The organism is Intrasporangium oryzae NRRL B-24470 (genome assembly GCF_000576595.1).
GTDB classification, from domain to species: Bacteria; Actinomycetota; Actinomycetes; order Actinomycetales; family Dermatophilaceae; genus Intrasporangium_C; species Intrasporangium_C oryzae.
Genome location: NZ_AWSA01000041.1, coordinates 1 through 25,391 on the forward strand (window position 1 = coordinate 1; position 25,391 = coordinate 25,391).

General features: G+C 74.0%; 24 protein-coding genes. 11 read left to right on the top strand and 13 right to left on the bottom strand.

The window, feature by feature from the left end:
* The coding region (locus N865_RS16275; protein WP_034808201.1) for a metallopeptidase family protein at positions 1-391 on the top strand (391 nt) is incomplete at its 5' end.
* A gap of 22 nt (positions 392-413) precedes the next feature.
* On the opposite strand, the gene N865_RS16280 is transcribed toward N865_RS16275, so the two are convergent.
* Genes N865_RS16280 through N865_RS16290 form a run of 3 tightly spaced genes read right to left on the bottom strand, consistent with a single transcriptional unit; the run spans position 414 to position 5,499 of the window.
* Entirely contained in the window at positions 414-1,895 is a 1,482-nt protein-coding gene (locus tag N865_RS16280; RefSeq protein WP_034808202.1) for a DUF5719 family protein, read from the bottom strand.
* Positions 1,892-5,230, bottom strand: a complete 3,339-nt coding sequence (locus N865_RS16285) for a glycosyltransferase family 2 protein (protein WP_245603804.1) — start codon at positions 5,228-5,230, stop codon at positions 1,892-1,894. The genes N865_RS16280 and N865_RS16285 overlap by 4 nt, the downstream gene beginning before the upstream one ends.
* A gap of 2 nt (positions 5,231-5,232) precedes the next feature.
* Entirely contained in the window at positions 5,233-5,499 is a 267-nt protein-coding gene (locus N865_RS16290) for a WhiB family transcriptional regulator (protein WP_034808206.1), read from the bottom strand.
* 207 nt (positions 5,500-5,706) lie between these two features.
* Between N865_RS16290 and cofD the strand changes: the two genes are divergently transcribed.
* Complete coding sequence (gene cofD / locus N865_RS16295; protein WP_034808207.1) at positions 5,707-6,705, top strand: 2-phospho-L-lactate transferase; 999 nt, start codon at positions 5,707-5,709, stop codon at positions 6,703-6,705.
* Entirely contained in the window at positions 6,702-7,772 is a 1,071-nt protein-coding gene (locus N865_RS16300; protein ID WP_034808208.1) for a coenzyme F420-0:L-glutamate ligase, read from the top strand. Before cofD ends, N865_RS16300 begins: the two co-directional genes overlap by 4 nt.
* A gap of 29 nt (positions 7,773-7,801) precedes the next feature.
* Here the strand turns inward: N865_RS16300 and N865_RS16305 are convergent, their stop codons facing one another.
* Positions 7,802-8,770: a zinc-binding dehydrogenase gene (locus tag N865_RS16305; protein WP_034808210.1), complete on the bottom strand. Its 969-nt coding sequence runs from the start codon at positions 8,768-8,770 to the stop codon at positions 7,802-7,804.
* A 51-nt stretch (positions 8,771-8,821) separates the two neighbouring features.
* On the opposite strand from N865_RS16305, the gene N865_RS16310 reads away from it, so the two are divergent.
* From N865_RS16310 to N865_RS16320, 3 genes are read left to right on the top strand one after another with little or no spacing between them, the layout of a single operon-like run.
* Positions 8,822-9,535, top strand: coding sequence for a biotin transporter BioY (locus N865_RS16310; RefSeq protein WP_245603805.1), 714 nt, complete (start codon positions 8,822-8,824; stop codon positions 9,533-9,535).
* Between the two features lie 34 nt (positions 9,536-9,569).
* Positions 9,570-10,277 (top strand): energy-coupling factor ABC transporter ATP-binding protein, encoded by a 708-nt coding sequence (locus N865_RS16315; protein ID WP_051510770.1) that lies wholly within the window; start codon positions 9,570-9,572, stop codon positions 10,275-10,277.
* The gene (locus tag N865_RS16320; protein ID WP_034808212.1) at positions 10,274-10,897 is read left to right on the top strand and encodes an energy-coupling factor transporter transmembrane component T family protein; all 624 of its coding nucleotides are present in this window, start codon (positions 10,274-10,276) and stop codon (positions 10,895-10,897) included. The genes N865_RS16315 and N865_RS16320 overlap by 4 nt, the downstream gene beginning before the upstream one ends.
* 164 nt (positions 10,898-11,061) lie before the next feature.
* On the opposite strand, the gene N865_RS16325 is transcribed toward N865_RS16320, so the two are convergent.
* From N865_RS16325 to N865_RS16335, 3 genes are all read right to left on the bottom strand, one after another.
* Positions 11,062-12,228, bottom strand: a complete 1,167-nt coding sequence (locus N865_RS16325; protein WP_034808214.1) for an NAD(P)-dependent malic enzyme — start codon at positions 12,226-12,228, stop codon at positions 11,062-11,064.
* Between the two features lie 234 nt (positions 12,229-12,462).
* A complete protein-coding gene (locus tag N865_RS16330) occupies positions 12,463-13,776 on the bottom strand; it encodes an HD-GYP domain-containing protein (protein ID WP_034808217.1) in 1,314 nt (437 codons plus the stop codon).
* Positions 13,773-15,089: an HD-GYP domain-containing protein gene (locus N865_RS16335; protein WP_051510772.1), complete on the bottom strand. Its 1,317-nt coding sequence runs from the start codon at positions 15,087-15,089 to the stop codon at positions 13,773-13,775. The genes N865_RS16330 and N865_RS16335 overlap by 4 nt, the downstream gene beginning before the upstream one ends.
* A gap of 533 nt (positions 15,090-15,622) precedes the next feature.
* On the opposite strand from N865_RS16335, the gene N865_RS23940 reads away from it, so the two are divergent.
* Positions 15,623-15,697: a 50S ribosomal protein bL37 gene (locus N865_RS23940; protein WP_369791897.1), complete on the top strand. Its 75-nt coding sequence runs from the start codon at positions 15,623-15,625 to the stop codon at positions 15,695-15,697.
* Between the two features lie 103 nt (positions 15,698-15,800).
* On the opposite strand, the gene rsrA is transcribed toward N865_RS23940, so the two are convergent.
* From rsrA to N865_RS16355, 4 genes are all read right to left on the bottom strand, one after another.
* The gene (gene rsrA, locus N865_RS16340; RefSeq protein ID WP_034808219.1) at positions 15,801-16,070 is read right to left on the bottom strand and encodes a mycothiol system anti-sigma-R factor; all 270 of its coding nucleotides are present in this window, start codon (positions 16,068-16,070) and stop codon (positions 15,801-15,803) included.
* Positions 16,067-16,735 carry a sigma-70 family RNA polymerase sigma factor gene (locus tag N865_RS16345; RefSeq protein WP_051510785.1) on the bottom strand — a complete coding sequence of 223 codons (669 nt, stop codon included), beginning with the start codon at positions 16,733-16,735 and terminating at the stop codon, positions 16,067-16,069. Before N865_RS16345 ends, rsrA begins: the two co-directional genes overlap by 4 nt.
* A 131-nt stretch (positions 16,736-16,866) precedes the next feature.
* Entirely contained in the window at positions 16,867-17,508 is a 642-nt protein-coding gene (locus N865_RS16350) for an alpha/beta hydrolase family protein (RefSeq protein ID WP_034808225.1), read from the bottom strand.
* On the bottom strand, positions 17,505-18,344 hold the full coding sequence (locus N865_RS16355; RefSeq protein ID WP_034808228.1) for an SOS response-associated peptidase: 840 nt from the start codon (positions 18,342-18,344) through the stop codon (positions 17,505-17,507). The genes N865_RS16350 and N865_RS16355 overlap by 4 nt, the downstream gene beginning before the upstream one ends.
* 173 nt (positions 18,345-18,517) lie before the next feature.
* Between N865_RS16355 and aroA the strand changes: the two genes are divergently transcribed.
* The 4 genes from aroA to N865_RS16375 all read left to right on the top strand — a co-directional run bounded on the left by aroA (position 18,518) and on the right by N865_RS16375 (position 22,439).
* Positions 18,518-19,930: a 3-phosphoshikimate 1-carboxyvinyltransferase gene (gene aroA / locus N865_RS22810; protein WP_034808230.1), complete on the top strand. Its 1,413-nt coding sequence runs from the start codon at positions 18,518-18,520 to the stop codon at positions 19,928-19,930.
* Positions 19,927-20,961, top strand: coding sequence for a ribosome small subunit-dependent GTPase A (gene rsgA / locus N865_RS16365; RefSeq protein ID WP_034808233.1), 1,035 nt, complete (start codon positions 19,927-19,929; stop codon positions 20,959-20,961). The genes aroA and rsgA overlap by 4 nt, the downstream gene beginning before the upstream one ends.
* Before the next feature lie 143 nt (positions 20,962-21,104).
* The gene (gene hisN / locus N865_RS16370) at positions 21,105-21,896 is read left to right on the top strand and encodes a histidinol-phosphatase (protein WP_034808235.1); all 792 of its coding nucleotides are present in this window, start codon (positions 21,105-21,107) and stop codon (positions 21,894-21,896) included.
* 3 nt (positions 21,897-21,899) lie between these two features.
* Positions 21,900-22,439 carry a GNAT family N-acetyltransferase gene (locus tag N865_RS16375; protein WP_034808237.1) on the top strand — a complete coding sequence of 180 codons (540 nt, stop codon included), beginning with the start codon at positions 21,900-21,902 and terminating at the stop codon, positions 22,437-22,439.
* 87 nt (positions 22,440-22,526) lie between these two features.
* Here the strand turns inward: N865_RS16375 and N865_RS16380 are convergent, their stop codons facing one another.
* Entirely contained in the window at positions 22,527-23,996 is a 1,470-nt protein-coding gene (locus tag N865_RS16380; protein WP_084328307.1) for a M16 family metallopeptidase, read from the bottom strand.
* Complete coding sequence (locus N865_RS16385; protein ID WP_034808239.1) at positions 23,993-25,282, bottom strand: M16 family metallopeptidase; 1,290 nt, start codon at positions 25,280-25,282, stop codon at positions 23,993-23,995. The genes N865_RS16380 and N865_RS16385 overlap by 4 nt, the downstream gene beginning before the upstream one ends.
* Positions 25,283-25,391 lie beyond the last annotated feature (109 nt).

Below are 25,391 nucleotides of genomic sequence, written 5' to 3' on the forward strand. Positions count from 1 at the left end.
CGACCGCCACGGCCGTGGGCACCGCGGGCCGCTCGCGTGGCCGCCCGTGCCGGCCATGGTGAGCCGCCGCGACGAGTTCGACGGCTTCGTCCTCGACGCCGCGGCGCGGCTCGAGGCGACGGTCGGCCGCGCCTTCCCGGTGGTCGAGTTCGCCGTCGAGGACGTCCCGCGCGGCCCGGCGACGTGGGACCACCGCGAGGTGCCCCTCGGTCGTCTCTTCCCGGCCACGAGCACTCGTCCCGCCCGGATCGTCGTCTACCGGCGACCGGTCGAGACCCGCGTGTCCGACCGCCGTGACGTGGCAGCGCTCGTCGCCGACATCGTCACCGAGCAGGTCGCGGGCCTGCTCGGGGTGGCGCCGGAGGACCTCGACCCCGGATTCGGTGAATGACGGTCCGCGACGGCGGGCGGGCTCAGTTGCGGACCTGACGCACCGGAACCGACAGGGCGGTGAGCGGTGCGTCGGTGATCGCGGCGACGGAGAACCACGGGACGCCATCGGCGGCCCCCACGACCGTGACCGCGGCCCGGACGTCGCCGGACAGGGAGCGGACCCAGACACGGTCGGCGTCACCGAGAGGGACGGATGCCGCTGAGTCGGCTCCCACGGTGGTCGTCGTCGTGCGGAGGCCGGCTCCCGAGCCGGTCGTGATGGCCACCGTGCCGCCGGCACCCGCGGCGAGCAGGAGGGTCCTGGTCGCGCCGGACCGCTCGAGCCCCGGCACGACGAGGCCGCCGAGCCCCTGGAGCGCCGGGGTGGCCGGGGCCCAGCCGAAGTCGCCCATCCGGTCGGACCCGCTCGTCGCCCGCCGCTCGACCCAGGCGCCCGCGACGACGGGCAGGTCGGAGGTGAGCCGCAGGCCGGCCGGGCCGGCGGGCAGGGTCAGCGGGACGTCGACCGTCGAGCCGGCCGGGACACGGACGGCGCGGAGCCCGGCGGGCTGCACGGGGCCGGACGTCGTGAGGACCCGCACCTGGACGAGCGCCTCGTCCCCGCCCGGGTTGGCCACGCGGACCGAGGCCGCACCAGCGGCGTCGACGCCCGCGATGACGAGGTCGGTCCCCGGGGACGCGGAGCGGGTCGCGTCGTCGATGCCTCGCGCGGTCGCACCGTCGATCCAGGCGTCGTCGAGCACGGCGGCGACCACTCCCCCCGTGGCGGACACGTGGACGACCGGTCGGCTCTCGTCCGGCGCGAGCGCGTCGAGGGAGACGACCTCCCGGGCGTGCGGTGCGACCGAGACGCTCCGGCCCTGGGCCTCCGCAACGGGCCCGGAGGCGCCGTAGACGTCGAAGGACACGGACACGGCGTTGGCGCCCGGGTTGGTGACGATGACGCGCTCGGTCCTCGAGGGGCCCCCTCCCCCACCGACGAGCCACGCGTCCGAGGAGGAGGGCTGGCACGGCGTGAGCGCGAGGCCGCGGTCGTCGTCGCCACGGCGCTGCCACACCTGCGTGGCGACGAGGCCCGGGGCGATGGCGCCGGCGCCGCTGGCGAGAACCGCTGCGGCCGTGGACGACTCGCCGCTCACGAGGTTGTCGCGCCCGGACCCGGTGGCGATGGGCGCCACCGTCGGGCCGCTTGCGAGGCGCAGACTCCCGGTCTCGCGCGGGGACGTCCCGGCGAGGCCACCGAGCGCCTCGGCCGGCGCCGCGACAACCGCGGTGGTGACCTTGCCGGACACGTCGCGGAGGCCGACCGCCCCGAGACGTTCCTGGCCGGGGCAGACGAGGGTCGTGTCGTCGAGCAGGACGTCGGCCGACGCCGGCAGGCTGGGCGCCGGGTGCGGTGCAGCGAGCTGGAGCGAGCCGGTGGCCCGGGTGGCTCCCACGGTGAGTGCGGCGGCTGCGAGCGCGACCGCGAGCCCGCGGGCGACGCCGGTGGCGGTGCTCATGCTCGCCTCCTCGACCGGCGGTTGCCGAAGGGCAGCGCCATGAAGACGACGAACGCGAGCAGGAGTGCCTGGCCGAGGCGCCACCAGGGGTGCGCCGCCGCGAGGTCGACGACGAGGTGGCCGCCTTGGGCGGGAAGGACGAACGTCGGCTGCGCCGCTCCCGCAACCGGGTCGAGGGGGGTCCCGTCGAGCGTCACGCGCGCCTGCCCGGACCACTCGACGGGCTCGGCAGCGACGAGACGACGCCCCGCAGGGCCGGACGGCACGTCGGTGTCGACCGCGGCATGGGGGCCGGAGGTCTCGACCGCGCCGAGCAGCGCGCCGCGACCGTCGACGAGCCGAACCCGGGACGGCGCCGGCGCCGCGGACGAGATGCCGGCAGCGGCCGGCAGCGGCCGGACCTTCCAGAGGATCCCCTCGGGGCTCGCTCCGAGCCGGCTGAGGCCCTCGGTGGAGTCGAGCCGCCGGGTCAGGGCGGAGTCGGCGTCGGATCGCGCCCGAACGAAGCCGATCCCGAGTCGAGCGAGCTCGCTCGTGTCGAGGGCGTCGGCCCCGCGGCCACCGACGAGTCGCGCAACGGCGGCGACGAGCGCCGTCTCGTCGACGGCGCTTCCCCGGTCGAGGTCGCGCAGGACCTCCCCCGGCTCCTCGCCCGCGAGGACGAAGTCGACGACACGGTCGGACGGCCTGAGGACGAGGAGGCGGTTGCCGAGCGGGCCGGTCGCCTGCTCGACGGCGACGGCGGGCACGGTCGCCCGCGCCACGCTGAGCGAGTCGCCCATGCCGTTGGCCCCCCAGCGCACCGCGCCGGCGGCGACGGGCACGACGACGAGCAGCACGACCAGGGTGCCGGCTGCCACGGGCCACCGGCGAAGCGGTCGGGCGAAGAGCGCGACGACGTGACGGCTGCCTGCGAGGAGACCGACGAGCAGGCCGGCGACCCAGAGCTGGCTGCCGACCCCGGCCCAGAGGTGGGCCGGGGCCGACTGGCCGACGCCCGTCTCGGCCGAGCCGAGAACGACCCGTCCCGAGGCGAACGACGCCGCGAGGCCGAGGAGGCAGAGCATCCCCGCTGCCGCGAGACCGACGGACTCGGAGCGGCTCCGGCTGCGGGCGGCATACCCCGCGAGGCCGAGCGCGAGGGCCGGGGCGATGAGCCAGGCGAACCGGTCGGGGGTGCCCTCGGGCCGGCCGAGGAGGACCGCCCACCAGGGCGCGCCGGGGGCGGTCGAGACGATGCCCGGGCCCGACAGGACCACGCGAGCATCCTCGACGACGCGCGACACCCAGGGGCCGAGCAGCCCGAGCGGGACGATGAGCAGGACGAGGCCTCGGAGGCGGCGGGCACCGGGACCGAGCAGGACCAGGAGCACCGCAGCGACGGACGAGACAGCGAGGAGCGGCGGCACGAACGCCGCGAGCACTGCCGTCACGAGCGCCGTGGCGAAGGTCGCCGTCCACGTGCCGTCACGCTGGGCGGCGAGGGTGAAGCCCGCGAGGACGAGGGGCAGCAGGACGTGGGCGACGGCGATCGTGAGCCGGCCCTCGACCAGGCCCGCCGTGAGCACGGCACTCGTCCCCCAGGCCGCAGCGACGAGGGCGCGAGCCGTCCGTGAGGAGGTGACGACCCGACCGGCGAGGTATGCCGTCCACGACGAGAGCGCGGGCGCGAGGAAGAGCAGCCAGGCGACTGTGACCCCGGCGCTCGAGCGGCTCGAGGCGACCCCCGGCACCCGCTCCGCGAGCCACGTCAGGCCGGCGAGGACGGCGAGGTAGGGCCCGGCCTCCGTCCCCGACCCGAGGCCGGCGCCGTGCCAGGCATCGCGGAAGGCGTGCCACAGGCCGCTCGACCCGGTCGTGACCGCCCGCAGCTCGCCCCCGGCGAGCCCGGTGTTGCTCGGGACGAGCGCACCCGCACGGATCGGGTCGCGCCAGGCGACGACCGTCGTGACGAGGACGGCGAGGACGGCGAGGAACCCCGGGTGGCTGAGGACGCGACGGACGACGGAGTGCGGCAGCGACTCGAGGCCCTCGGCCTCCTCGGCGACGGGACCCGTCTCGGTCGTCGGGCTCGCCTCGCGCCGTCGGCGGCCCCCGTCGGGGGCCACGGCGTCCTGGATGTGGTCGACCGTCGTGCGGGCGGCGTGGGTGGGCCGGACGAAGAGGGTGGCGAGGTGGGAGCGGCGCAGGCGGCGGCTGCGGCGGCCGCGCCAGCGCGCGGCCAGGGTGGCGAAGGGGTGGGCGAGCGCACCGATGTCGGCCAGCTCGCGCCAGGCCTGACGCGGGCGCTTGGCGACGAGCAGGACGAGCGCCGACAGGACCGCGGACAGCGCCATCCACACGGCGAGGAACGGAGCCGCGAGCGGTGAGGAGCGAGCGAGGACGACCTGGCGCCCGGCCCGGCGCGAGCGGCGCTCGACCTCGCGCGCCCCCGGCCCCCCGTCCCTCGCGCCGGTGTCGTCGGCGGCTGCGTCGCGGACGACGGCCCCGGGGACGACGATGACGCGGTGGCCTGCGAGCTGGGCCCGCCAGCCGAAGTCGAGACCCGTGCCGTAGGTGGCGAAGGTCGGGTCGAACCCGTGCAGGTCCGAGTGGACGTCGCGGCGCACGAGCATGCCGCTCGTGCTCACCGCGAGGACGTCCGTGCGCCCGTCGTACTGGCCCTGGTCGGCCTCGCCCACGGTCGGCGCGGCGATGTGCCGGCCGGTACGCGTGATCTGGATGCCGAGCTCGCGCAGGCGTCGCGGGTCGTCCCACTCGACGAGCTTGGGCCCGGCGACCCCGACCGACGGCGAGCGACGGACCGCGTCGAGCATCCGGGCCAAGGCGGTCGGACGGGCGGCGGAGTCGTCGTGGAGCACCCAGACCCACGCCGTGCGGGGGTCGGCGGGCTCGGGCAGGCTCGCGACCGCGAGGTCGATCGCCCGGCCGAGCGGGACCGGCTCGTCGAGGCGGACCAGGCGGACGTCGTCGACCGCCTGCCGCACCGACTGGTGGGCCCGGGCGATCGCGCCGGACGTGTCGGTGCTCGCGAGGTCGACGATGACGAGGCGGCTCGGTGGGAGGGTCTGGGCCGCGATGCCGTCGAGACACTGGGCCAGCCACGGCGACCCGTTGCGGACGACGAGGACGGCGTCGACGACCGGGACCGAGGGAGCGGGCCGGGGCGGGGTGCCGAGCGGGCCGGAGGCGGCCGCGCCTGCCGCCGGACCGGGTCGGCCGCGCTCCTCGGTCAGCTCCTCGGTCAGATTCTCGGCCGGGTTGTCCGTCAGCGCATCGGACCCAGCGGCCACCTGCACCCGGCCTCCGGTGACGGATCCGGGTAGGGCGGTCACGGTCAGACCGCGCGCTTCTTCAGCTTGCGGCGCTCCCGCTCGGACAGGCCACCCCAGATGCCGAAGCGCTCGTCGTTGGCGAGGGCGTACTCGAGGCACTCGGCGCGGACCTCGCAGCCGACGCAGACCTTCTTGGCCTCGCGGGTGGAGCCGCCCTTCTCGGGGAAGAACGCCTCGGGATCGGTCTGGGCGCAGAGGGACCTCTCCTGCCAGGAGAGCTCACCCTCTCCCCCGCCCGCATCCGACAGGACGACCATCAGCTCGTGCATGACCCCTCCTCGACCCTGACTTCCACGTGTGTGTCAGCACTGCTGTACCCGACGGCGACGCTCTCCGATCGGAGAGGACTCCGATGAATACAACAATGAAATTACATGCGTGTCATATGCCCTGAGTCAAGCCGTTCAGTGATATTCGCCCCCCGACGTCACCACCTCGCCAGCGCATCAGAGGGGTGGACTGAGAGGATCTGGACCATGCGCATCACCGCCCTGGCCGGAGGGGTGGGCGGCGCCCGGTTCCTCCGCGGCCTGCTCCGACACCTCTCCCGGACCACCTCACCCGAGCACCTCGAGCACGAGCCGGTCGAGCTCACGGTCATCGGCAACACCGGTGACGACATCACGCTCTTCGGGCTGCGCGTGTGTCCCGACATCGACACGCTGCTCTACACGCTCGGCGGCGGGATCCACGAGGGTCAGGGCTGGGGGCGGGCCGACGAGACGCACCACCTCGCCGAGGAGCTCGCCGCGCTCGGGGCGACCCCGCAGTGGTTCACCTTGGGAGACAAGGACTTCGCCACCCACGTCTTCCGCTCCCAGCTCCTCGGGCAGGGTATGCCGCTCAGCGCCGTCGTCGAGCGGCTCTCCGCCCGCTGGGGGCTCGGTGAGCAGGGCGTGACCCTGCTGCCGATGACCGACACGCCGGTCGAGACCCACGTCGTCGTCGCCGACGGCGACGGCTCCCGCGCGATCCACTTCCAGGAGTGGTGGGTCCGCCACCGGGCCGAGCTGCCCGCCGAGCGGTTCGTCGTCGCCGGGCTCGACCGGGCCGCACCGGCTCCCGGGGTCCTCGAGGCGATCCGTGGTGCCGACGTGGTCCTGCTGCCCCCGAGCAACCCGGTCGTCTCGATCGGGATCATCCTCGGCGTTCCCGGCATCCGCGACGCCCTCCGCGGCACACGCGCCCCGGTCGTGGGCGTCTCGCCGCTCGTCGGGGGCCGCCCGGTGCGTGGCCACGCGGACGTGTGCCTGCGAACGATCGGGGTCGCCGAGACGAGCGAAGCCGTGGCGGGCCTCTACGCCGACTTCCTCGACGGGTGGCTCGTCGACGAGGACGACCCGATGCGTCCGCGGTCCGGTCTGGAGGTCGTCCACCGCCCGCTCCTCATGAGCTCCGGCGAGGCCGCCGCGGACCTCGCGGGCGCGGCCCTCGACACGGCGCTGCGGCTCCGGGCCGGACGGACCATCGCGTGAGCGCGCCCGTCACGATCACCCCGCTCAGCGGCATACCCGAGGTCCGCGAGGGGGACGACCTCGTCACGGTGATCGGGCTGGGGCTCACGGCGTCGGGGCTGCGGCTCGCCGACGGCGACGTCCTCGTCGTGTCGAGCAAGATCGCGAGCAAGGCGCTCGGCCTCGTGACCCACGACCCCGACAAGGACCGCGTCGTCGCGGGCGAGACCGAGTACGTCGTCGCCGAGCGCTCGGTCGGCGATCGCATCACGCGGATCGTCCGCGCCAAGGCGGGTCCGATCATGGCCGCGGCGGGAGTCGACGGCTCCAACACCGGCCGGCGGGGCGGCTGGCTGCTCCTGCCCCACGACCCCGACGCCGTCTGCGCGCACGTCCACGACGCGATCCTCGAGCGCCACGGCGTCCGCGTCGGTGTCGTCCTCAGTGACACGGCCGGCCGGGCGTGGCGCGTCGGGCAGGTCGACTTCGCGCTCGGCGCCCACGGGGTCCGCGTCGTCGACGACCTGCGCGGCGGCACCGACGCCGACGGCAGGCCCCTCGAGGTGACGACCCGCGCCCTCGCCGACGAGATCGCGTCGGCGGCCGACCTCGCCAAGGGCAAGGCCGAGGCCGTTCCGGCGGCACTCGTTCGCGGGCTCGGCCGCTTCGTCCTCACGGCAGGCGACGAGCCGCTCGAGGCGCACCCGCGTGGGCGCGACCTCGTGCGCACCGGACCCGGCGACTGGTTCGGCTACGGCCGCGTCGAGGCGGTCCGGGCCTCGCTCGGGATCGAGCCGGGCAGCGAGGTGGCCGAGAGGGTGGGCATCGCTCCGGTCCACGGCGACAGCCGCCTCGAGGCCGTGGCGCGCGCGACGCAGGCGGCCCTGCACGGCGTCGAGTCGGGCACCGCCGACATCGGCCACGTGTCGGTCACGCTCGGGGCGGACGGCCCCTACGAGCTCGGCATCCTCACGGCCCGTCTCTGCTCCGCCCTCTGGTGCGAGTGGCTCGTCGGGGAGCCGCAGACGCCGGCCGCCGACGGGCTCTCGGTCGTCGTCGGCGTCAGTGGCCGGCTCGACGGCCACTGAGCCTGCGGGAGGCGGCGCGCCCTGACGGGTCAGATCGTGAAGACGACCTTGCCGAAGACGTCCCCGTCGACCATGCGCGCGAAGCCGTCGCGGGCCTGGGCGAGCGGCAGGACCGAGTCGATGACCGGCGCGATCCCCTGCTGGACGACGAACTGGGCGAGCTGGGCGAGCTCGTCTCGCGAGCCCATCGTCGAGCCGATGACGCGCAGCTGCTTGAAGAAGATCTTCGTCAGCTCGGCCTTGGCCGGGGCGTCGCCGGAGGTCGCACCGGAGATGACGATCGTGCCGCCCGGGCGGAGCGCGTTGACCGAGTGCGACCACGTCGCGGCTCCGACGGTCTCCATCACCGCGTCGACCCGCTCGGGGAGCCGCTCGCCGGAGGCGAAGACCCGGTCGGCGCCGATCTCCAGGGCACGCTGCCCCCGGGCCTCGTCACGGGAGGTCACCCACATCCGGTAGCCGGCGGCCGACCCGAGCTGGACCAGCGCGGTCGCCACCCCGCCCCCGGCGCCCTGGACGAGGACCGTGCCGCCGGGAAGGACCCCGGAGTTGGCGAAGAGCATCCGGTAGGCCGTGAGCCACGCCGTCGACAGGCACGCGGCCGACTCCCACGAGAGGCCGTCTGGCATCGGCACGAGGTTGCCCGTCGGGACCGTCACCTTCTCGGCGAGCGTGCCGTCGTGGAGCTCGGACAGGAGCGTGCGCCGCGGGTCGAGGGTCTCCTCGCCGCGCCAGCCGTCCGAGGCGACGACGGCGTGGACGAGGACGCGGTTGCCGGCCTCGTCGAGTCCCGCACCGTCGCAGCCGAGGACCATCGGCAGCCGATCTGCGGGCAGGCCGACACCGCGGAGCGACCAGACGTCGTGGTGGTTGAGCGCGGCCGCCTTGACCGAGACGACCGACCAGCCCTCCCGGGGCTGCGGGTCGGGCCGCTCCCCGACGACGAGGCCCGACAGCGGGTCGGTGGACGACTGGGCAGCGGCGTAGGCAGCGAGCATGTCAGCACCATAGCCACGGGCCCTCTCGGACGGACCCGATAGGGTCCACGCGTGATCGAGAACGCAGCCCAGCAACCGCCGGCGACGGCCGAGGCCCTGCCCCCCGAGGCCCTGCCTGCCACGGCCCGCACGGCTGCCCAGGCCGGTGGCGCGGGCTCCGGCGGGCGGCCCGGCGCGGGCCCTCGCGCCGTCGATGCCCAGTCGGTGGCGCTCGTGTCCGTCTTCGCAGCGCTCGTCGTGGCCGCGTCGGTCCTGCCGGGCGTCCCCGTCGGCGCGCTGGGTGTCCCCATCACCCTCCAGACGTTCGCGGTCATGCTGACGGGCCTCGTGCTCGGGCCGCTCCGTGGCTCGCTCGCCGTTCTCGTCTACCTCCTCGTCGGCTTCGTCGGCCTGCCCGTGTTCAGCCAGGGGGCCTCCGGCCTCCAGGTCCTCGCCGGGCCGTCCGCGGGCTACCTCGTCTCCTTCGTCCTCGCCGCGCTCGTCGTCGGCCTCCTCGCCCGTGCGGTCGTCCGGCGGGCACCAGCCGGCCGATGGGTCCCGCTCTTCTTCGCTGCGGCGATGCTCGCCTCGGTCGCCATCGTCCACGCACTCGGTATCGCCGGCCTCATGGTCAACGGCAAGCTGACCCTCGCCGCGGCCTTCCGCGTCGACCTCGCCTTCTACCCCGGCGACATCGTCAAGAACGTCGTCGCGGCCTTGGCCGCCGCTGCCGTGCACCGAGCCTTCCCCGACATCCTCGTGCGCCGTCCGGCGCGCTCGTCCTGACCCGCCCCGCGCCAGCTGTCCCGGCCCCTTCGCGATGGATCGCACGACGCTCGAGCTGCGCGACGCGACGGTGACCGTGCCGACCGGCGCCGCCGGCACACGGACGATCCTCGGGCCGGTCTCGCTCCGGGCGAGCGAGCGTCGGATCACGGTCGTCGGCGCCAACGGGTCCGGCAAGTCGACGCTCCTGCGCCTGCTCAACGGACTCGTCACGCCGACCTCGGGCACCGTCACGGTCGGGGGGCAGGACACGGTCCGCGAGGGCGCCGCGGTGCGTCGCGTCGTCGCGTTCGCCTTCACCGACCCCCTCTCGCAGCTCGTCATGCCGACGGGGCGCGAGGACGTGGAGCTCTCGCTGCGACGCAGCCACCGGTCGCGCCCGGAGCGCGCAGCCGCGGCCCAGGCCGTCCTCGAACGCTTCGGCCTCGCCCATCTCGCCGACCAGAGCGTCTACGACCTGTCCGGAGGGGAACGGCAGCTCATGGCGCTCGCCGTGGTCCTCGCGACCGAGCCGCGGGTTCTCGTCCTCGACGAGCCCTCGACCCTGCTCGACCTGCGCAACACGACGCTGCTTCGCCGGACCCTCGCCAGCCTCGAGCAGACGGTCGTCCTCGCGACCCACGACCTCGACCTCGCCCGCGACGCCGACCGGACCCTCGTCGTCGACGCCGGGAGGATCGTGTTCGACGGCGCACCCGCTGAGGCCGTGGCCCACTACCGAGCCCTGGTCGAGCACTCGTGAACGGCCCGGGCCTCTTCACGACCCACGTCCCCGGAACATCGTGGCTGCACCGGGCGCCCCTGTGGCTCAAGCTGACCGGCGTGGTGCTCGTCGGCACGACGACGTTCTGGTTCACGTCGTGGTGGCAGGCGGCGCTCCTGCTCGTGGCCCTGCTTGCGGTTGGGCTCGGCGCCGGTCTCCCGACGAGACGGGTCGTGGCCTCCCTGCGCGCCCTCGGGCCGGTCCTGGTCCTGCTCGGCGCCTTCCACTGGTGGACGCAGGGCCTGCCGGAGGCGACGCGCATCGTCGTCGGGATCGCCAACGCCTACCTCGCCGCCGGGCTGCTCACCGCCACCACGCCGGTCACCGACATGCTCGACGGACTCGTGCGCGGCGCGAAGCCCCTGCGCCGGTGGCTCGACCCTGAGGTCGTGGCGCTCACGCTCGGCATCATGCTCCGCTCGGTCCCCTGGGTGGCCGGCGCCTTCGGCCAGGTGCGCGTGTCGGCCCGGGCCCGCGGCCTCGAGCGCAGCCCGCGCGCGCTCGTCCTGCCCGTCGTCATCCACACTGTCGCCTACGCCCGCCGGACCGGAGAGGCCCTCGCGGCTCGCGGGCTCACCGACCCGCCGACGGACGACTGACTCGGGCCGGGCTGAGCGGCATACGTGGCACCACTCACCCAGACGGTATGCCGCTGTGTCCCGGATGACGACCACGAACCCGCCGCTCGAGGCCCGTCCCAGCAGCGTGGGGCGCGCGAGCGGCCATGGTGGTCGTCATCCGGAACCGGGCCGGTCGGCCCTGGTCAGCGCCGGGACGCGAGCGCCGACACGGCGGCGGCGACGGCCGGGGCCACGCGCTCGTCGAAGACGCTCGGCACGATCTCGCCCGCCGTCGGCTCTGGGACGAGCGCCGCGATGGCGTGGGCCGCTGCGAGCTTCATCTCCTCGGTGATGGCCCGCGCCCCTGAGTCGAGGGCCCCCCGGAAGACCCCCGGGAACGCGAGGACGTTGTTGATCTGGTTGGGGAAGTCGGAGCGCCCGGTGGCGACGACCTCGGCGAAGCGCGCGGCCACCGTGGGGTGGACCTCCGGATCCGGGTTGGCCAGGGCGAAGATGACGGCCCGCGGAGCCATCCGCATGAGGTCGCGCTCGGAGACGGTTCCACCCGACACCCCGACGAACGCGTCCGCGCCCTCGAGGGCGTCCCCGATCGTCCCCGTCACACCACGGGCGTTGGTCAGCTCGGCGAGCCGCGCCTTGTGCGGGGCGAGGTCGGCGCGGTCCGGGCCGAGGACGCCCGTCGAGTCGACGACGACGACGTCTCCGACACCGGCCGAGAGGAGGATGAGCGAGACGGCGACGCCGGCCGCTCCGGCTCCCGACACGACGACGGTGAGGTCCTCGAGGGCCTTGTCGACGACCCCGGCGGCGTTGAGCAGGGCCGCGAGGACGACGATGGCCGTGCCGTGCTGGTCGTCGTGGAAGACCGGGATGTCGAGCCGCTCCTGGAGGCGCCGCTCGATCTCGAAGCAGCGAGGAGCGGAGATGTCCTCGAGGTTGATGCCCCCGTAGGTCGGGGCGATGCGCGCGACCGCCTCGACGATCTCGTCGACCGAGCCGGTCTCCATGCACACGGGGACCGCATCGACCGCGCCGAAGTGCTTGAAGAGCACGGCCTTTCCCTCCATCACGGGCATTGCCGCGAGCGGCCCGATCGCCCCGAGGCCGAGGACCGCCGTGCCGTCGCTGACGACGGCGACCGTGTTGCTCCGGCTCGTGTAGACCGATGCCAGGGACGGGTCGAGGGCAATGGCCCGGGACACGTCGGCGACGCCCGGGGTGTAGAGGAGGGACAGGTCCGCCGCGTCCCGAAGGGGGGATGTCGCGTGCACCCCGAGCTTGCCCCCCTCGTGGGCCAGGAACACCGGGTCTGAGGGGTTGTGGGAGAGGCTGATGGGCAACGCACTCATGAGAGGAACCTCGTTCGCGTGAAAAGAAGGAAGGGCCGACGCCCTGACTGGTGGAACCGTGCCGGGGGTCTGGCCTGGATGACGCGAGACGGGGGTTGCCCGAGGCGGCCATTGTGCCACGCTCTCAACGACCGCGACAGGGGTCACCTGCTGGTGTGACCTGCCTCTCGACCCGGCGCGGGCTCGCCGTCGGGCTCGGGCCGTGGGACGGCATACGGGTCCCCTCGCCGGCCCTCAGGGCGCTGGCGTCCGGGCCCCGAGCACCCGGAGGAGCGCGTCGACGACGCGCGGGTCGTACTCGTAGCCGAGGCCGAGGTAGATCCGCTCGATGGCGCCGTCGCGCGCCCGGGGGGTGTGCTGACCGCCGGTCAGGTCCTCGAAGGCGTTGACGACCTTGATGATCCGGCTCGTGAGGGGGATCTCCTCGCCGAGCTCGCGAACCTGACGGTACGGCGTCGTCTGGTGCTCGAGAATGCCGGCCACGCTGTCGAGCACGCCCGTCTCCCGCACGATGGCGAGGGTGTCGGCGCCGATGCGACGCTGGTCGGCCGGCGCCGCGAGCACCGTCGCGCCGCCAGGGATCGGCTCGACGAGCGCGACCTGCCCGATGTCGTGCAGGAGCGCGGCGTACTCGAGGTCGAGCAGCTCGCGCTCGGGCACGCCGAGGGCCCGCCCCACCGCCACGGAGAGCGCCGCGACGCGCTCGGAGTGGCCCGGCAGCGTGTACCCGGCGGCATCGGTGAGGCGCGACAGGGTGCGGATGCTCTGCAGGTAGGTCGCCCGGATGCTGACGTAGCGCCGGAACGCGAACAGCGTGAGGACCAGGGGGGCCAGGAAGAGCGGGAGCGCGCTGACGCCGACCGCCGGGGCCGCGAGCGCGATGAGGACACCGGTGACGGCGACCGCCGTGGAGATCGCCGCCGAGGACCGCACCTCCTGGACGAAGGTCTGCTGCAGGCGGGCCGCAGCGCTCACGCTCCCCGTCGACGTCGTGCGCAGGGCCGAGGTGAAGAGGATGTCGGCGAGGAGCGCGACGCCCGCGATCCCGAGCATGAGCAGCGCGCTCTGCCACGGGACGAGCCCGTCGTCGGCGGCCGGGACCCCCGAGTGCTGCCGCAGGTGGACCACCCGGTAGAGCACGGCGGCGACGGCGACCGAGAGGAGGCGTCCGGTCGTCCCGACGAGGCTGACATCGCCCGAGCGCACCTGTCTCGCGAGGGCGCCGGCCGCCATCGACACGGCCGTCACCGCGATGACGAAGCTCGCGCCGTAGGTGATGTGGTGCCCCTCGGGGATCTCCACCGTGAAGACGAGGCCGAAGGCTGCCGCGGTCGAGATCGGCGCCGAACCCCGGAAGCCCGACGCGGCGAGCTGGAGCCACTCCCCGAGGGCGATCGCGGTCGCGAACGCGACGACGCACGCGAGGTCGGCCATGTCGGACCACGGCGGCCCGTCTGAGCGCACCATGGCGACCGCCACCGAGACGACGAGTGCGGTGGCACCCAGGACGAGGGCCGCGGAACCGAACCGCTCGGGGTGGGCGTTCACTCCGGCCCCCCCATGCCGTGATCGGGAAGGCCGTGCTTCTCGAGCACGCTCCGCGCCGCCTCGAGGACGGCCGGGTCGAAGCGGCCCGTCTCCTGACGGAGCGCGTCGACGATCGCCGAGGACGACCGGCCCGCGGCCCAGCCCGGTGCGCGGGAGAGCTCCTCCAGACGGTCCGCGACCGCGACGACGCGGGCCGCGAGCGGGATGTCATGGCCCGCGAGACGGTCCGGACCACCCGTCCCGTCGAACCGCTCTCCTTGGTGGCGGATCCCTGTCCGTGCCTCCTCGAGGAAGTCGATGCCCTCGATCATTGCCGCCCCCTGAGCGCAGTGATGGGTGATGAGCTGGTGCTCCGCCGGCGTCAGCGTGGCGGGGTCTCGCCGGAGCAGGCGGACGGGCACGCCGAGTCGACCGATCTCGTGAAGGGTCGCGGCATAACGAACCGTGCCGATCTGGGACGGCCCGAGTCCGAGCTCCTCGGCGAGCCACTCGGCGAGGCGCGCCGTGCGCCGGCTCCGTTCGACGGCTGGCGGCTCCTTCGTGCCGAGCGCCGTGACGAGGGTGTCGACAGTGCGCTCGTGCGACCGGAGCTCCTCGCCGTACTGGATGAAGGCCCACCGCGCGGCGAGGAGCGGCGCGAGCACGAGGATCGCGCTGAAGGCGCCCAGCTGGGCCGGGAACCAGAGGATGACGAAGAGGAAGCCGATGATGCCGTACCCGACGTAGGCCACCCCGGACGTCGCGAGGACCCGTCGGAAGACGACCGTGACGGGCACCTGCTGGTGGAAGTGGATGACCCCGGAGAGGAGCGCGGCGTTGGTGATGCAGCCGACGACGTCGGCGACGATGAGCGGCAGCCCGACCTCGACCGCGAGGACCCCGGCGCCCCGAAGCCCGCCGATGGCGTACTCCCCGCTCGCGAGGACGTAGGCCCAGGCGCCTGCTGCCCCGACGATCGAGGTCATCGCGACGTTGAAGACCGCCTGCAGCCAGGCCCGCGCGCGGCGGTCGACGGCGACAGACACGACGCCGACGAACCAGGCACCGAACGGCCCGAGGATCGCGGCGGACGAGAGCAGGATGATGCTGAGGAACGAGAAGCCGATCCTCGAGCCGACCTCCGGCGCCCTCACGCTGAAGCTGAGGATGCCCATCGCCGACAGCAGCAGCAGCGGGGCGGGGTCGGGGTGGCGCCCGAACCTCCAGGACACGGCCCCCAGCGCGAGGGAAGCGACCGCCACCACGACGATGTAGGAGATGAGGGGGCGGTGGAACGGTGGGATCTCCTCCGGGCCGGCGCCGACCTGGGTCATGGACGCAGGATCGCCAGCGCCTCCGGGACGCAACGGGGCATCACGGAGGCGCTGGCGGTGCAACAGATCGTGAGCGGTCCGCTCAGAGGTCCCACGTCCAGGTGTCTGCGAAGGCGATCAGGGCGGCGAAGAAGTCGGTCGAGGCGAGGCTCGCGACGAGGGCGGACAACATGGTGGCTCCTAACAAAGGCGTCGTCACCGCCGCCAGAGGGGTTTGGCGCACAACCGTGCAGGGCGAACGGCGAGAGGTCTCCCTCGTTGCATAGCGTGCCAAAGTGCGCGACCGTTTTGAAGGTTCTCGACCGCCGTGCAGCCATTCTTTACGAAGTCCTTAAGGTCCTGAGCACGCCACGCTCACGGAGCACGGCCCGGATCGCACACCCCTTCATGCTCGCACGACGCGGCAGGCCCGTCTCCCGCCCGTCCGCCCCGTTTTGGGGCTGCGCCGCCCGGTGTGGGAGACTCGGTGCTTCATGACACCGGGCCGGTCCCGGGGGTCGAGAAGCAGACGCACCGAACGAAAAGAGCCGACGATGAGCAAGCGCGCCCGCAAGCGCCGCTCCCGCAAGGGCAACGCCGCCAACCACGGCCGCAAGCCCAACGCCTGAGCCGCGATCCACACAGAGAAGGGCCCGTCCCCCCGGGGGACGGGCCCTTCTCTGTGCGTTCGAGCCGCGTGTTCGAGTCCTCGGCCGCGTTCGAGGGTCGCCGTCAGGCCTGCCCCTCGACGCTGATCACGGTCATCGAGATGCGGGACATGATCGTCATGCGCAGCGCGTCGGGGGCCGTCTCGCAGCCGCAGGAACGCTTGATGAGGGACTTGAGCGTCGTGTCGAGGTCGTACTGCTTGAGGCAGGGGCCGCACTCGTCGAGGTGGGCCTGGATCTTCGCGCAGTCCTCGGGGCCGAGCTCCCCGTCGAGGAACTCGTAGACGCGCAGCAGGGCCTCGGAGCAGTCCGTCCGGGCGGTTTCCTCGCTCATGACCTGGTTCCTTCCGTGCCCGCCGAGCCTGCCGTGACGAAACCGCGCTCGGCGGCATACTCCGCGAGCTGTTCGCGCAGCTGGCGGCGCCCGCGGTGCAGCCGGCTCATCACGGTCCCGATCGGCGTGTCCATGATCTCGGCGATCTCCTTGTAGGAGTAGCCCTCGACGTCCGCGAAGTACACGGCGAGGCGGAACTCCTCCGGGATCTCCTGCAGGGCTCGCTTGACGTCGCTGTCGGGCAGCCGGTCGAGGGCCTCGGCCTCGGCCGAGCGCAGCCCGGACGACGTGTGGGACTCGGCGCGCGCCAGCTGGTAGTCCTCGATCTCGGAGGCGTCGGACTCGAGCGGCTGGCGCTGCTTCTTGCGGTAGCTGTTGATGTAGGTGTTGGTGAGGATGCGGTACATCCACGCCTTGAGGTTGGTCCCCGGCTTGTACTGGTGGAAGGCGGCATAGGCCTTCGCGAAGGTCTCCTGGACGAGGTCCTCGGCGTCGCTCGGGTTGCGGGTCGTGCGCAGCGCGGCGCTGTAGAGCTGGTCGAGCAGGGGCATCGCCTCACGCTCGAACCGGGCCCGGCGCTGCTCGTCGGTCTCGCTCTTGACGTCGACGCTCGCATCGGCGGCCGCGATGGCCGCCGACTCGTCGGCCGGGTCGATGACGGTCATGGCCGACGCTGGGTCGGTGTTCTTGTCCTTGGTCATTGCGTCCCAGCCTAGACCCGTGGGCAGGAGGGGACCGGGGGCTGCTCGCTCGGGGGCGGGTGCCGGACACGTGACCATGCCGGGTGCAACGACGCTCAGCCGGGGAGCATTCCCGCGACGACGCCCAGGGCATCTGCGAGCGCCTGCGCCGACCCCTTCGGGAAGCTGTGCGTCCCGGGCACCTCGAGCAGGCTCGTGCCCGCCGGGAGGTGCTCGCGCACCTCGTCGGGCGTGCCGAAGGGGTCGCGGCTGCCCTGGACGACCCAGGACGGGTCGGGGGCGAGGGCGAGCTCGTCGGCGCGGAGCCGGTCCGGCCGGCCCGGCGGGTGGAGGGGGAAGCTGAGGAGCAGGGCGGCGTGCGCGTCCAGCTCCGCCGCGGTGCGGCAGGCGACCCGGGCCCCGGCGCTGCGGCCCCCGACGACAAGCGGCCTCGGCAGCCTCCCGCGACCCGTGAGGAGCGACTCGACGACGGGGACCCAGGCCGCGTCGAGCGTTGGCGGCCGGCCGGCGATGCGCCGCCCCGCGACGAGCCACGGCTGCTCGACGAGGACGACAGCCCACCCGGCGCCCACGAGCGCCTCGCGCGCGATCTCGAGGTCGAGGGCCCGCAGCCCTCCTCCCGCCCCGTGGCCGAGGGCCACCGTCCCACGCGCCCGCGGTGGGCGGCATACGTGCGCTCGTCCGGGACCCTGCGGGGTGGCGATCTCGAGGACGAGCTCCTTCGCCGCGCCCGTCATCCGCCGATCACCTCGCCCGTCATCGGGTCGACGACCCCCTCGAGCTCGGACTCGGGCACCGGCTCGACGAGCTGGGGACCGTTGCTCGAGGTGGCGCCGACGGCGCGGCCGACGGGGTGGGCCACGAAGCGGCCCGGCTCGGCGAACTCGAGGAAGGTGCGCACGACCTCCGGGTCCTTCTCGGCCGGGTCGAGCCAGTGCTCCCACTGCTCGGGCTCGAGGACGAGCGGCTGGCGGTCGTGGATGCGGTCCATGCCCGGGTCGGCGGCCGTCGTGATGATCGTGAAGGTCGTCAACCAGGCGTTCGGGTCGCCGTCGGGCAGCTCGCGGTCCCGCCAGAACTCGTAGAGCCCCGCGAAGCCGACCGGCGCGCCGTCGGCGCGGTGGACGAAGAACGGCTGCTTGCGGGGCTTGCCCTTCGGATCGACGGCCGTCGGGGACACCTGCCACTCGTACCACCCGTCGGCCGGCACGATGCAGCGCCGCGAGAGCGCCGCCTTGGCGAAGGCCCCCTTGCCCAGCACCGACTCGGCACGGGCGTTGACCATGCGCAGGCCCATCTTCGTGTCCTTGGCCCAGGCGGGCACGAGGCCCCAGGTCAGCAGCCGCAGCTGGCGCACCGGCTCGGCGTCGGCCTGCTCCGGCTCTCGCGGCGCCCGGGTGAGCACGACGGGGGCCTGCTTGGAGGGGGCCATGTTCCAGTCGGGCTCGCCCGCCGGCGGGGACTGGGGGTTCTTGAGGATGCTCCGGGCGGGGTCTCCCGTGTGGTCCTCGTCGATGTCGAACGCCTCGACCAGCTCGTCAGGGCGCGCGCTCGCGGCATACCTCCCACACATGCGGTCCAGCGTAGGCCCGCCTCGATCCCTGTCACGGGCAGCGGCCCGGAGGGCCCGGCGATGTCGATACCGTAGGTGTCACCGACCACGAGGTCGCGGACGGCGCGCGGCGCCGGTCGCGGCCGGAGGAGCCCTTCCATGAACGATCGACCCGAGGACGTCGTGAGCAGACCGTGAGTCCCGCAGACCATCCCTCCCCCGCTGTCCCCTCCGCGCCCGACGCGACCTCGGGCACCGCCCCGCAGGCAACCGACGACCCCTGGCCGGCGCCCGTCGCCGACGGCCCGCTCGATGCCACCGTCGTCCTGCCGGGGAGCAAGTCGCTCACCAACCGCTACCTGGTGCTCGCCGCCCTCGCCAACGACCGGTCCCGGCTGCGGGCGCCGCTGAGGTCGCGCGACACGCTCCTCATGGCCGAGGCCCTGCGCAGCCTCGGCGTCCGCGTCGACGACGTCCACGCCGAGGGCGACCCCGGGGCCGCGCCCGACTGGGTCATCACCCCGCCGGAGCGCCTCCGCGGCGGCGTCCGGGTCGACTGCGGGCTCGCCGGGACGGTGATGCGCTTCCTCCCGGCCGTGGCCGCCCTGGCCGACGGCCCCGTCGTCCTCGACGGCGACCCGCAGGCGCGGGTCCGGCCGATGGGCCCGGTCATCGACGCGCTGCGCGCGCTCGGCGCCGACATCGACGACGGCGGCACGGGGCACCTGCCGCTCACCGTCAACGGCACGGGCCGTATGCCGGGTGGCGCGGTCACGATCGACGCCTCCGCCTCCTCCCAGTTCGTCTCGGCCCTGCTCCTCGCCGGCGCCCGCTACGACGGGGGCGTGACGATCCACCACCAGGGCGGCCCCGTGCCGAGCGAGCCCCACATCCTCATGACGGTCGAGACGCTGCGCGATGCCGGCGCGGTCGTCGACGACTCCGAGCCCGACAGCTGGCGAGTCGAGCCGTCCGAGATCAACGCGCTCGACGTGTCGGTCGAGCCCGACCTGTCCAACGCGGGGCCGTTCCTCGCGGCGGCGCTCGTCGCCGGCGGGACGGTCCGCGTCCCGGGCTGGCCGCAGCACACGACCCAGGCGGGCGACCGGATGCGCGAGATCCTCGACGCAATGGGCGCGGAGGTGCGCCTCGACCGGGCGGGCCTGACCGTGGTCGGCAGCGGCGAGCTCGTCGGCCTCGACATCGACCTGCACGACGCGGCCGAGCTCACGCCGACGGTCGCCGCCCTCGCGGCGCTCGCGACGACGCCGTCGTGGATCCGCGGCGTGGCCCACATCCGCGGTCACGAGACCGACCGGCTCGCGGCGCTCGGGGCCGAGCTCGGACGGCTCGGCAGCGCCGTCACCGAGACCGAGGACGGCCTGCGCATCGCGCCGTCGCGCCTGCGTGGCGCGACCTTCCGGACCTACCACGACCACCGCATGGCCACGGCCGGCGCCATCATCGGGCTGCGCGTGCCCGGCGTCCGCGTCGAGGACGTGGCGACGACGGGCAAGACGCTGCCCGACTTCGTGGGGCTCTGGGACTCGATGCTGGCCGGCCCGCCGGTGCCCGCCGTGTCCGCGCACTGGGGGTCGGGCCGATGAGCTGGCGGGACCTCGACGAGGGCGACGTCCGCGTCCGCCCGAGCCGCAAGGGATCGAGGCCCCGCACCAAGGACCGGCCGGCCCACGCCGACGCCCTGACGGCGATGGTCATCGGCGTCGACCGGGGGCGCTACACCTGCCTGCTCGCCAAGGGCGCGCTCGGCCGTAAGGAGCCCGAGCGGGTCGTCACGGCGATGAAGGCCCGCGACATCGGGCGCACCCGCGTCGTCGTCGGCGACGACGTCGCGCTCGTCGGCGACCTCTCGGGCGGCCCCGACGCGCTGGCCCGCATCGTCCGCATCGAGGAGCGCCGCTCGGTGCTGCGCCGCACCGCCGACGACACCGACCCCTACGAGCGGATCATCGTGGCCAACGCCGACCAGCTCGTCATCGTCACGGCGCTCGCCGACCCCGAGCCCCGGCCCCGCATGGTCGACCGCTGCCTCGTCGCCGCCTACGACGCCGACCTCGTGCCCCTGCTCGCGCTGACCAAGGCCGACCTCGTCGACCCTGCGGACTTCCTCGCCAGCTACACCCCGCTCGAGGTCGACCACGTCGTCACGGCGCGCAAGGACGGGGAGATCACCGGCCTCGACGCGCTCCGCGAGAAGCTGGCCGGCAAGGTCTCCGTCCTCGTCGGGCACTCCGGCGTCGGCAAGAGCACGCTCGTCAACGCCCTCGTGCCGGGTGCGCTGCGCTCCACGGGCGTCGTCAACGTCACGACCGGTCGCGGCCGGCACACGTCGACCAACGCCGTGGCCCTCCGGCTCCCCGACGACGACGGGTGGGTCATCGACACGCCGGGCATCCGGTCCTTCGGGCTCGCCCACATCGACGTCGACCGGATCATCGACCACTTCCCCGACCTCGCGCCGGGCACCGAGGGGTGTCCGCGCGGGTGCTCCCACGACGAGGAGGAGTGCGCGCTCGACGCCTGGGTCGCCGAGGGACATGCCGGTCCGGCCGGCCCCTCACGCCTCGAGTCGCTCCGGCGCCTGCTCGGCAGCCGCTCGGGCGGCGACGAGCACTGAGCCCCCGGCAGCGCGTGAGCGGGCGGCCCTCGGGGGCCCGCCGAGCGGCATACGCGCCCCGTGGCGGCGTCGCGGACCGAGACGCCCCGGCTCCGGCCCGGTATCGCCGCCCACCGGCGCCTCGCTCCCGCTAGGTTGACCCGGTGACCTCCTACGACGACGACCTCCGTCTGGCCCACGTCCTCGCCGACGCCGTCGAGCGCGTGACGATCGCCCGCTTCCGCGCCGCCGACCTCGTCGTCGAGAGCAAGCCCGACCTCACCCCCGTCACCGACGCCGACCGGGCGGCCGAGGAGCTCGTCCGCTCCCAGCTCAAGCGGACGCGGCCGCGCGACGCCGTCGAGGGCGAGGAGTTCGACACGACGGGCCACGGCCCACGCCGGTGGATCATCGACCCGATCGACGGGACGAAGAACTTCGTCCGCGGCGTGCCCGTCTGGGCCACCCTGATCGGCCTCGTCGACGACGGCAAGCCCGTCCTCGGCATCGTCTCGGCGCCGGCACTCCAGCGCCGCTGGTGGGCCGCGACGGGTTCCGGCGCGTGGACCGGCCGGTCCCTCTCGTCGGCCCGCCGGATCGCGGTGTCCAAGGTCGCGAGCCTCACCGACGCGTCCCTCTCCTACTCGTCGCTCTCGGGGTGGCGGGACGCCGGCCGCCAGGACGACTTCCTCGACCTCATGGACAGCTGCTGGCGCACCCGGGCCTACGGCGACTTCTGGTCCTACATGCTCGTTGCCGAGGGCGCCGTCGACATCGCGGCCGAGCCCGAACTGGCCGTCCACGACATGGCCGCGCTCGTCACGATCGTCCAGGAGGCGGGCGGGCGGTTCACGGGCCTCGACGGTCGCGACGGGTGCTGGAGCGGCAACGCGGTCGCCACCAACGGGCTGCTCCACGACGAGGTGCTGAGGCGCATCGGCACCGTCGAGGGCTGAGTCGTGGGCGTCACCATCCGGCGGGCGTCCGCCGCCGACGTCCCCGCGCTCGCCGAGGTCGCCGCGGCGACCTTCGCGCTCGCCTGCCCGCCGGACATGACCCAGGACCGCATCGACCGCTTCGTCGCAGAGGTGCTCTCGCAGGAGTGCTTCGAGCGCTACCTCGCCGATCCGGCCCGCATGCTCCTCCTCGCCGAGGACGACGAGGGCGCGCTCGGCTACACGATGCTCGTCGCGGGCGAGCCCCACGACGAGGACGTGGCGGCGGCCATCCGCCACCGACCCACGGTCGAGCTGAGCAAGATCTACGTCCTGCCCCGCGCCCACGGCACCGGGGCGGCGCACGCGCTCATGGAGCAGTCGCTCGCCTGGGCCCGAGACACCGGGGCCGCCGGCGTCTGGCTCGGCGTCAACCAGCAGAACGAGCGGGCCCAGCGCTTCTACGTCAAGAGTGGCTTCGCGGTCGCCGGCACCAAGCGCTTCCTCGTCGGGGGCCGCCACGAGGACGACTACGTCATGGAGCAGCGCCTGCCCCTCGCGTGACCCTGCCCGCCGCCGGTCACCCGGCCGTATGCCGCTGGGCCGGGTGACCGGGCCCAGCGGCGCACGTGACGGGTGGGTGGCCCACCCTCAGCCGGCGTCGCTGACGACGGTCACCTCGCCCAGTCCGAGGCCCTCGATCGCCTCGCGGTGGTCGCCGGCGTCGCCGACGAGGACGATGGTCCAGCCCGCGGCGCGCGTGTCGCCCCGACCGAGACCCGCGGCGTCGGCGAACCGCTCGTAGGCGCCGTCGGCCCGCGAGCGGTCCACCGCCGCGAGGTCACGCAGGTTGGCCGTCGTGAACTTCGTCGTCCGGCCGTCGAGAGCCATGCTGATCGCCTCGTCGGCGATGGCGTCGGCCGTCGCATAGCGGCCGGGTGCGGTCTTGGAGATGAAGTCGACACCAGAGCGGATCTCCTTGTCGGAGAAGCCGTTCCGACCACTGTCCAGAATCTCGACGAGAAGACGCAGGGACTCCGCCGTCGAGTCGGCGCGGACCGAGCCGGACGTGAGGAACAGGCCGCCCGCCCGGCGCGGGCGGAAGCTCGAGCGGATGCCGTAGGTGTAGCCCTTCTCCTCGCGAAGGACCGCGTCGATGCGAGCGTTGGGCGACCCGCCGAGGACGAAGCCGATGACGGGGTAGGGCGCCCAGCCGCCGTCGACGGAGCGGTCTGGCCCCGGCGCACCGATGACGAGCTCGGTCTGGACCGAGCCGGGACGGTCGACGAGCACGATGCGCGAGCGGTCGGGTGCGAGCTGCGCCGGCCGCTGCAGGAAGCGGTCGCGAGACGGACCCTGCCTCCAGCCGCCGAGGGTCGCCTCGACGAGCGGGAGGACGTCGACGCCCTCGAGGTCGCCCGCGACGACCATCGTCACGCCGGAGGCCACGACGTGCCGGGCGTGGAAGGCGGAGACGTCCTCACGGGTGATCGCCGAAACGGTCTCGGGCGCGCCACCCGTGGGTCGCGACGACCGGTCGTCGCGCGCGTAGAAGGTCCGGACGAACTCGTGACCCGCGCGCTGGGCCGCGACCGACCGCTCCTGCTCGATCTCCGCGAGGCGGGTGCGGACCTGCCGCGCCACCTCGGCCTCGGGGAACACCGGCTCGGTGAGGATCTGGCGGAGCAGGTCGAGGGCGGGCTCGAGGTTGCCCTTGACGACGTCGAGGTCGACCGAGAGGCCCGCGTCGGACATCCCCGCGCCGTAGCTGACCCCCTTGCGCTCCAGCAGCCGCGCGAGCTCCTCGGCGCTGTGCTGGGCGGTTCCCTCGTCGAGGGTCCGCGCCATGATCGTCGCGACGCCCTCACGGTCCTGGGGCTCGTCGCGGAGCGAGATCGGCAGGCCGAGGCGGACGGAGAGGACGTACTGTCCCGGCACGTCGTAGGTGACGAGCCGCAGGCCGTTGGGCAGGTCGTGGGTCGTGCCGACCGGGAACGACCACGGCTCGGGCGGCGCGACGGCCGGTCGGGGCACCGTCGTGGTGGCCGCGGTCGCCGCGGCGGCCGCCGTGGCCGCGCTCGTGGCGGCGTTCGGCGCTTCGCTCGCTGCACTGTCGCTCATGCCGCCACCTCCGCTCCGGCGTCGGCGAGGTAACGGACGACGGCCCGCGCCTCCGGGGCGAGCCAGCGGCCGGCGGCCTCGCGGACCTGCTCGGCCGTGACCGCCTTGAGCCGGTCGACGAACGTGTTGACATAGGCGGGGTCACCCGTGAGGAGGGCGTGATGGCCGATGTGGTCGGCGCGCTGCTCGAGGCTCGCGAGCGCGCTCAGCCACGACCGCTCGGTGTCGGCGACGACCGACTCCATCTCGGCCTCGTCGGGCCCCTCGGCGGCGAAGCGTGCGAGCTCCTCGCACACGGCCGCCTCGACCGCCTCCGGGTCGGCGCCCGCGGCGACATCGACGGTGACCGCGCCGAGGCCGGCGCCGTCGACGAGGCCCATCGTCCACCCGCCGACGGCGATCGCCGTCTCGTCGGTGCGGACGAGGCGTCGCATGAGGCGCGAGCTCGCGAGCCCGGCGACGACGTCGACGGCAGCCGAGCAGGCGAGGTAGTCGGGCGTCGTGTCGACCGGGAGGCGGAAGGTGATGTAGAGCCGGTCGTTGGGCACGGCGCCGACCCGGTCGAGCCGGGCGGGCTCGCCGAGCGGCGGCAGCTGTGCGTGACGCGGGCGCTCGGTCCGCTCGATCGGCAGCAACGCGCCGAAGTAGCGCTCGGCAGCCGCGAAGCCCTCCTCGGGCGTGACGTCGCCGACGAGCGTGAGGACGGTGTTGTTGGGGCCGTAGTGCGCGCGGAAGAAGTCGTGGACGTCGGCGAGGGTCGCCGCGTCGAGGTCCTCCATGGACCCGATGGTCGGGTGGTGGTAGGGGTGGTCCGCCGGGAAGACGGTCGCGTAGATGTCGATGAGCGCCGAGCCGTAGGGCACGTTGTCGTAGCGCTGGCGCTTCTCCTCCTTGACGACGTCGCGCTGGTTGTCGAGGTTCTCCTGGGTCACCGCGTCGAGGAGGTGGCCGTGCCGGTCGGCCTCGAGCCAGAGGGCGAGCTCGAGCGCGCCCGTCGGGACCGTCTCGAAGTAGTTGGTCCGGTCGAACCAGGTCGTCGCGTTGAGCCGGGCTCCCTCGTCCATGAGGGCGCTGAAGTGCTCGCCGGAGGCGACGTTGCGGCTGCCCTGGAACATCAGGTGCTCGAAGAGGTGGGCGAAACCGGTCCGGCCGGGAGACTCGTGCCGGGAGCCCACCCCGACCCAGAGGTTGACGGCCACGTTGGGGACGGTGTGGTCCTCGGAGACGATGACACGCAGCCCGTTGTCCAGGGTTCGCTCCGCGAGCGGGTAGGAGATCGCTGTCACGCGTTCGACCCTATGCGAACCCGGGACACATCGTCGCGACACCGGGCACCACAAGCAGGTCCGGGCACGGCACAATGCTCACCGCCGCACTCGGCACCCACCACCAACC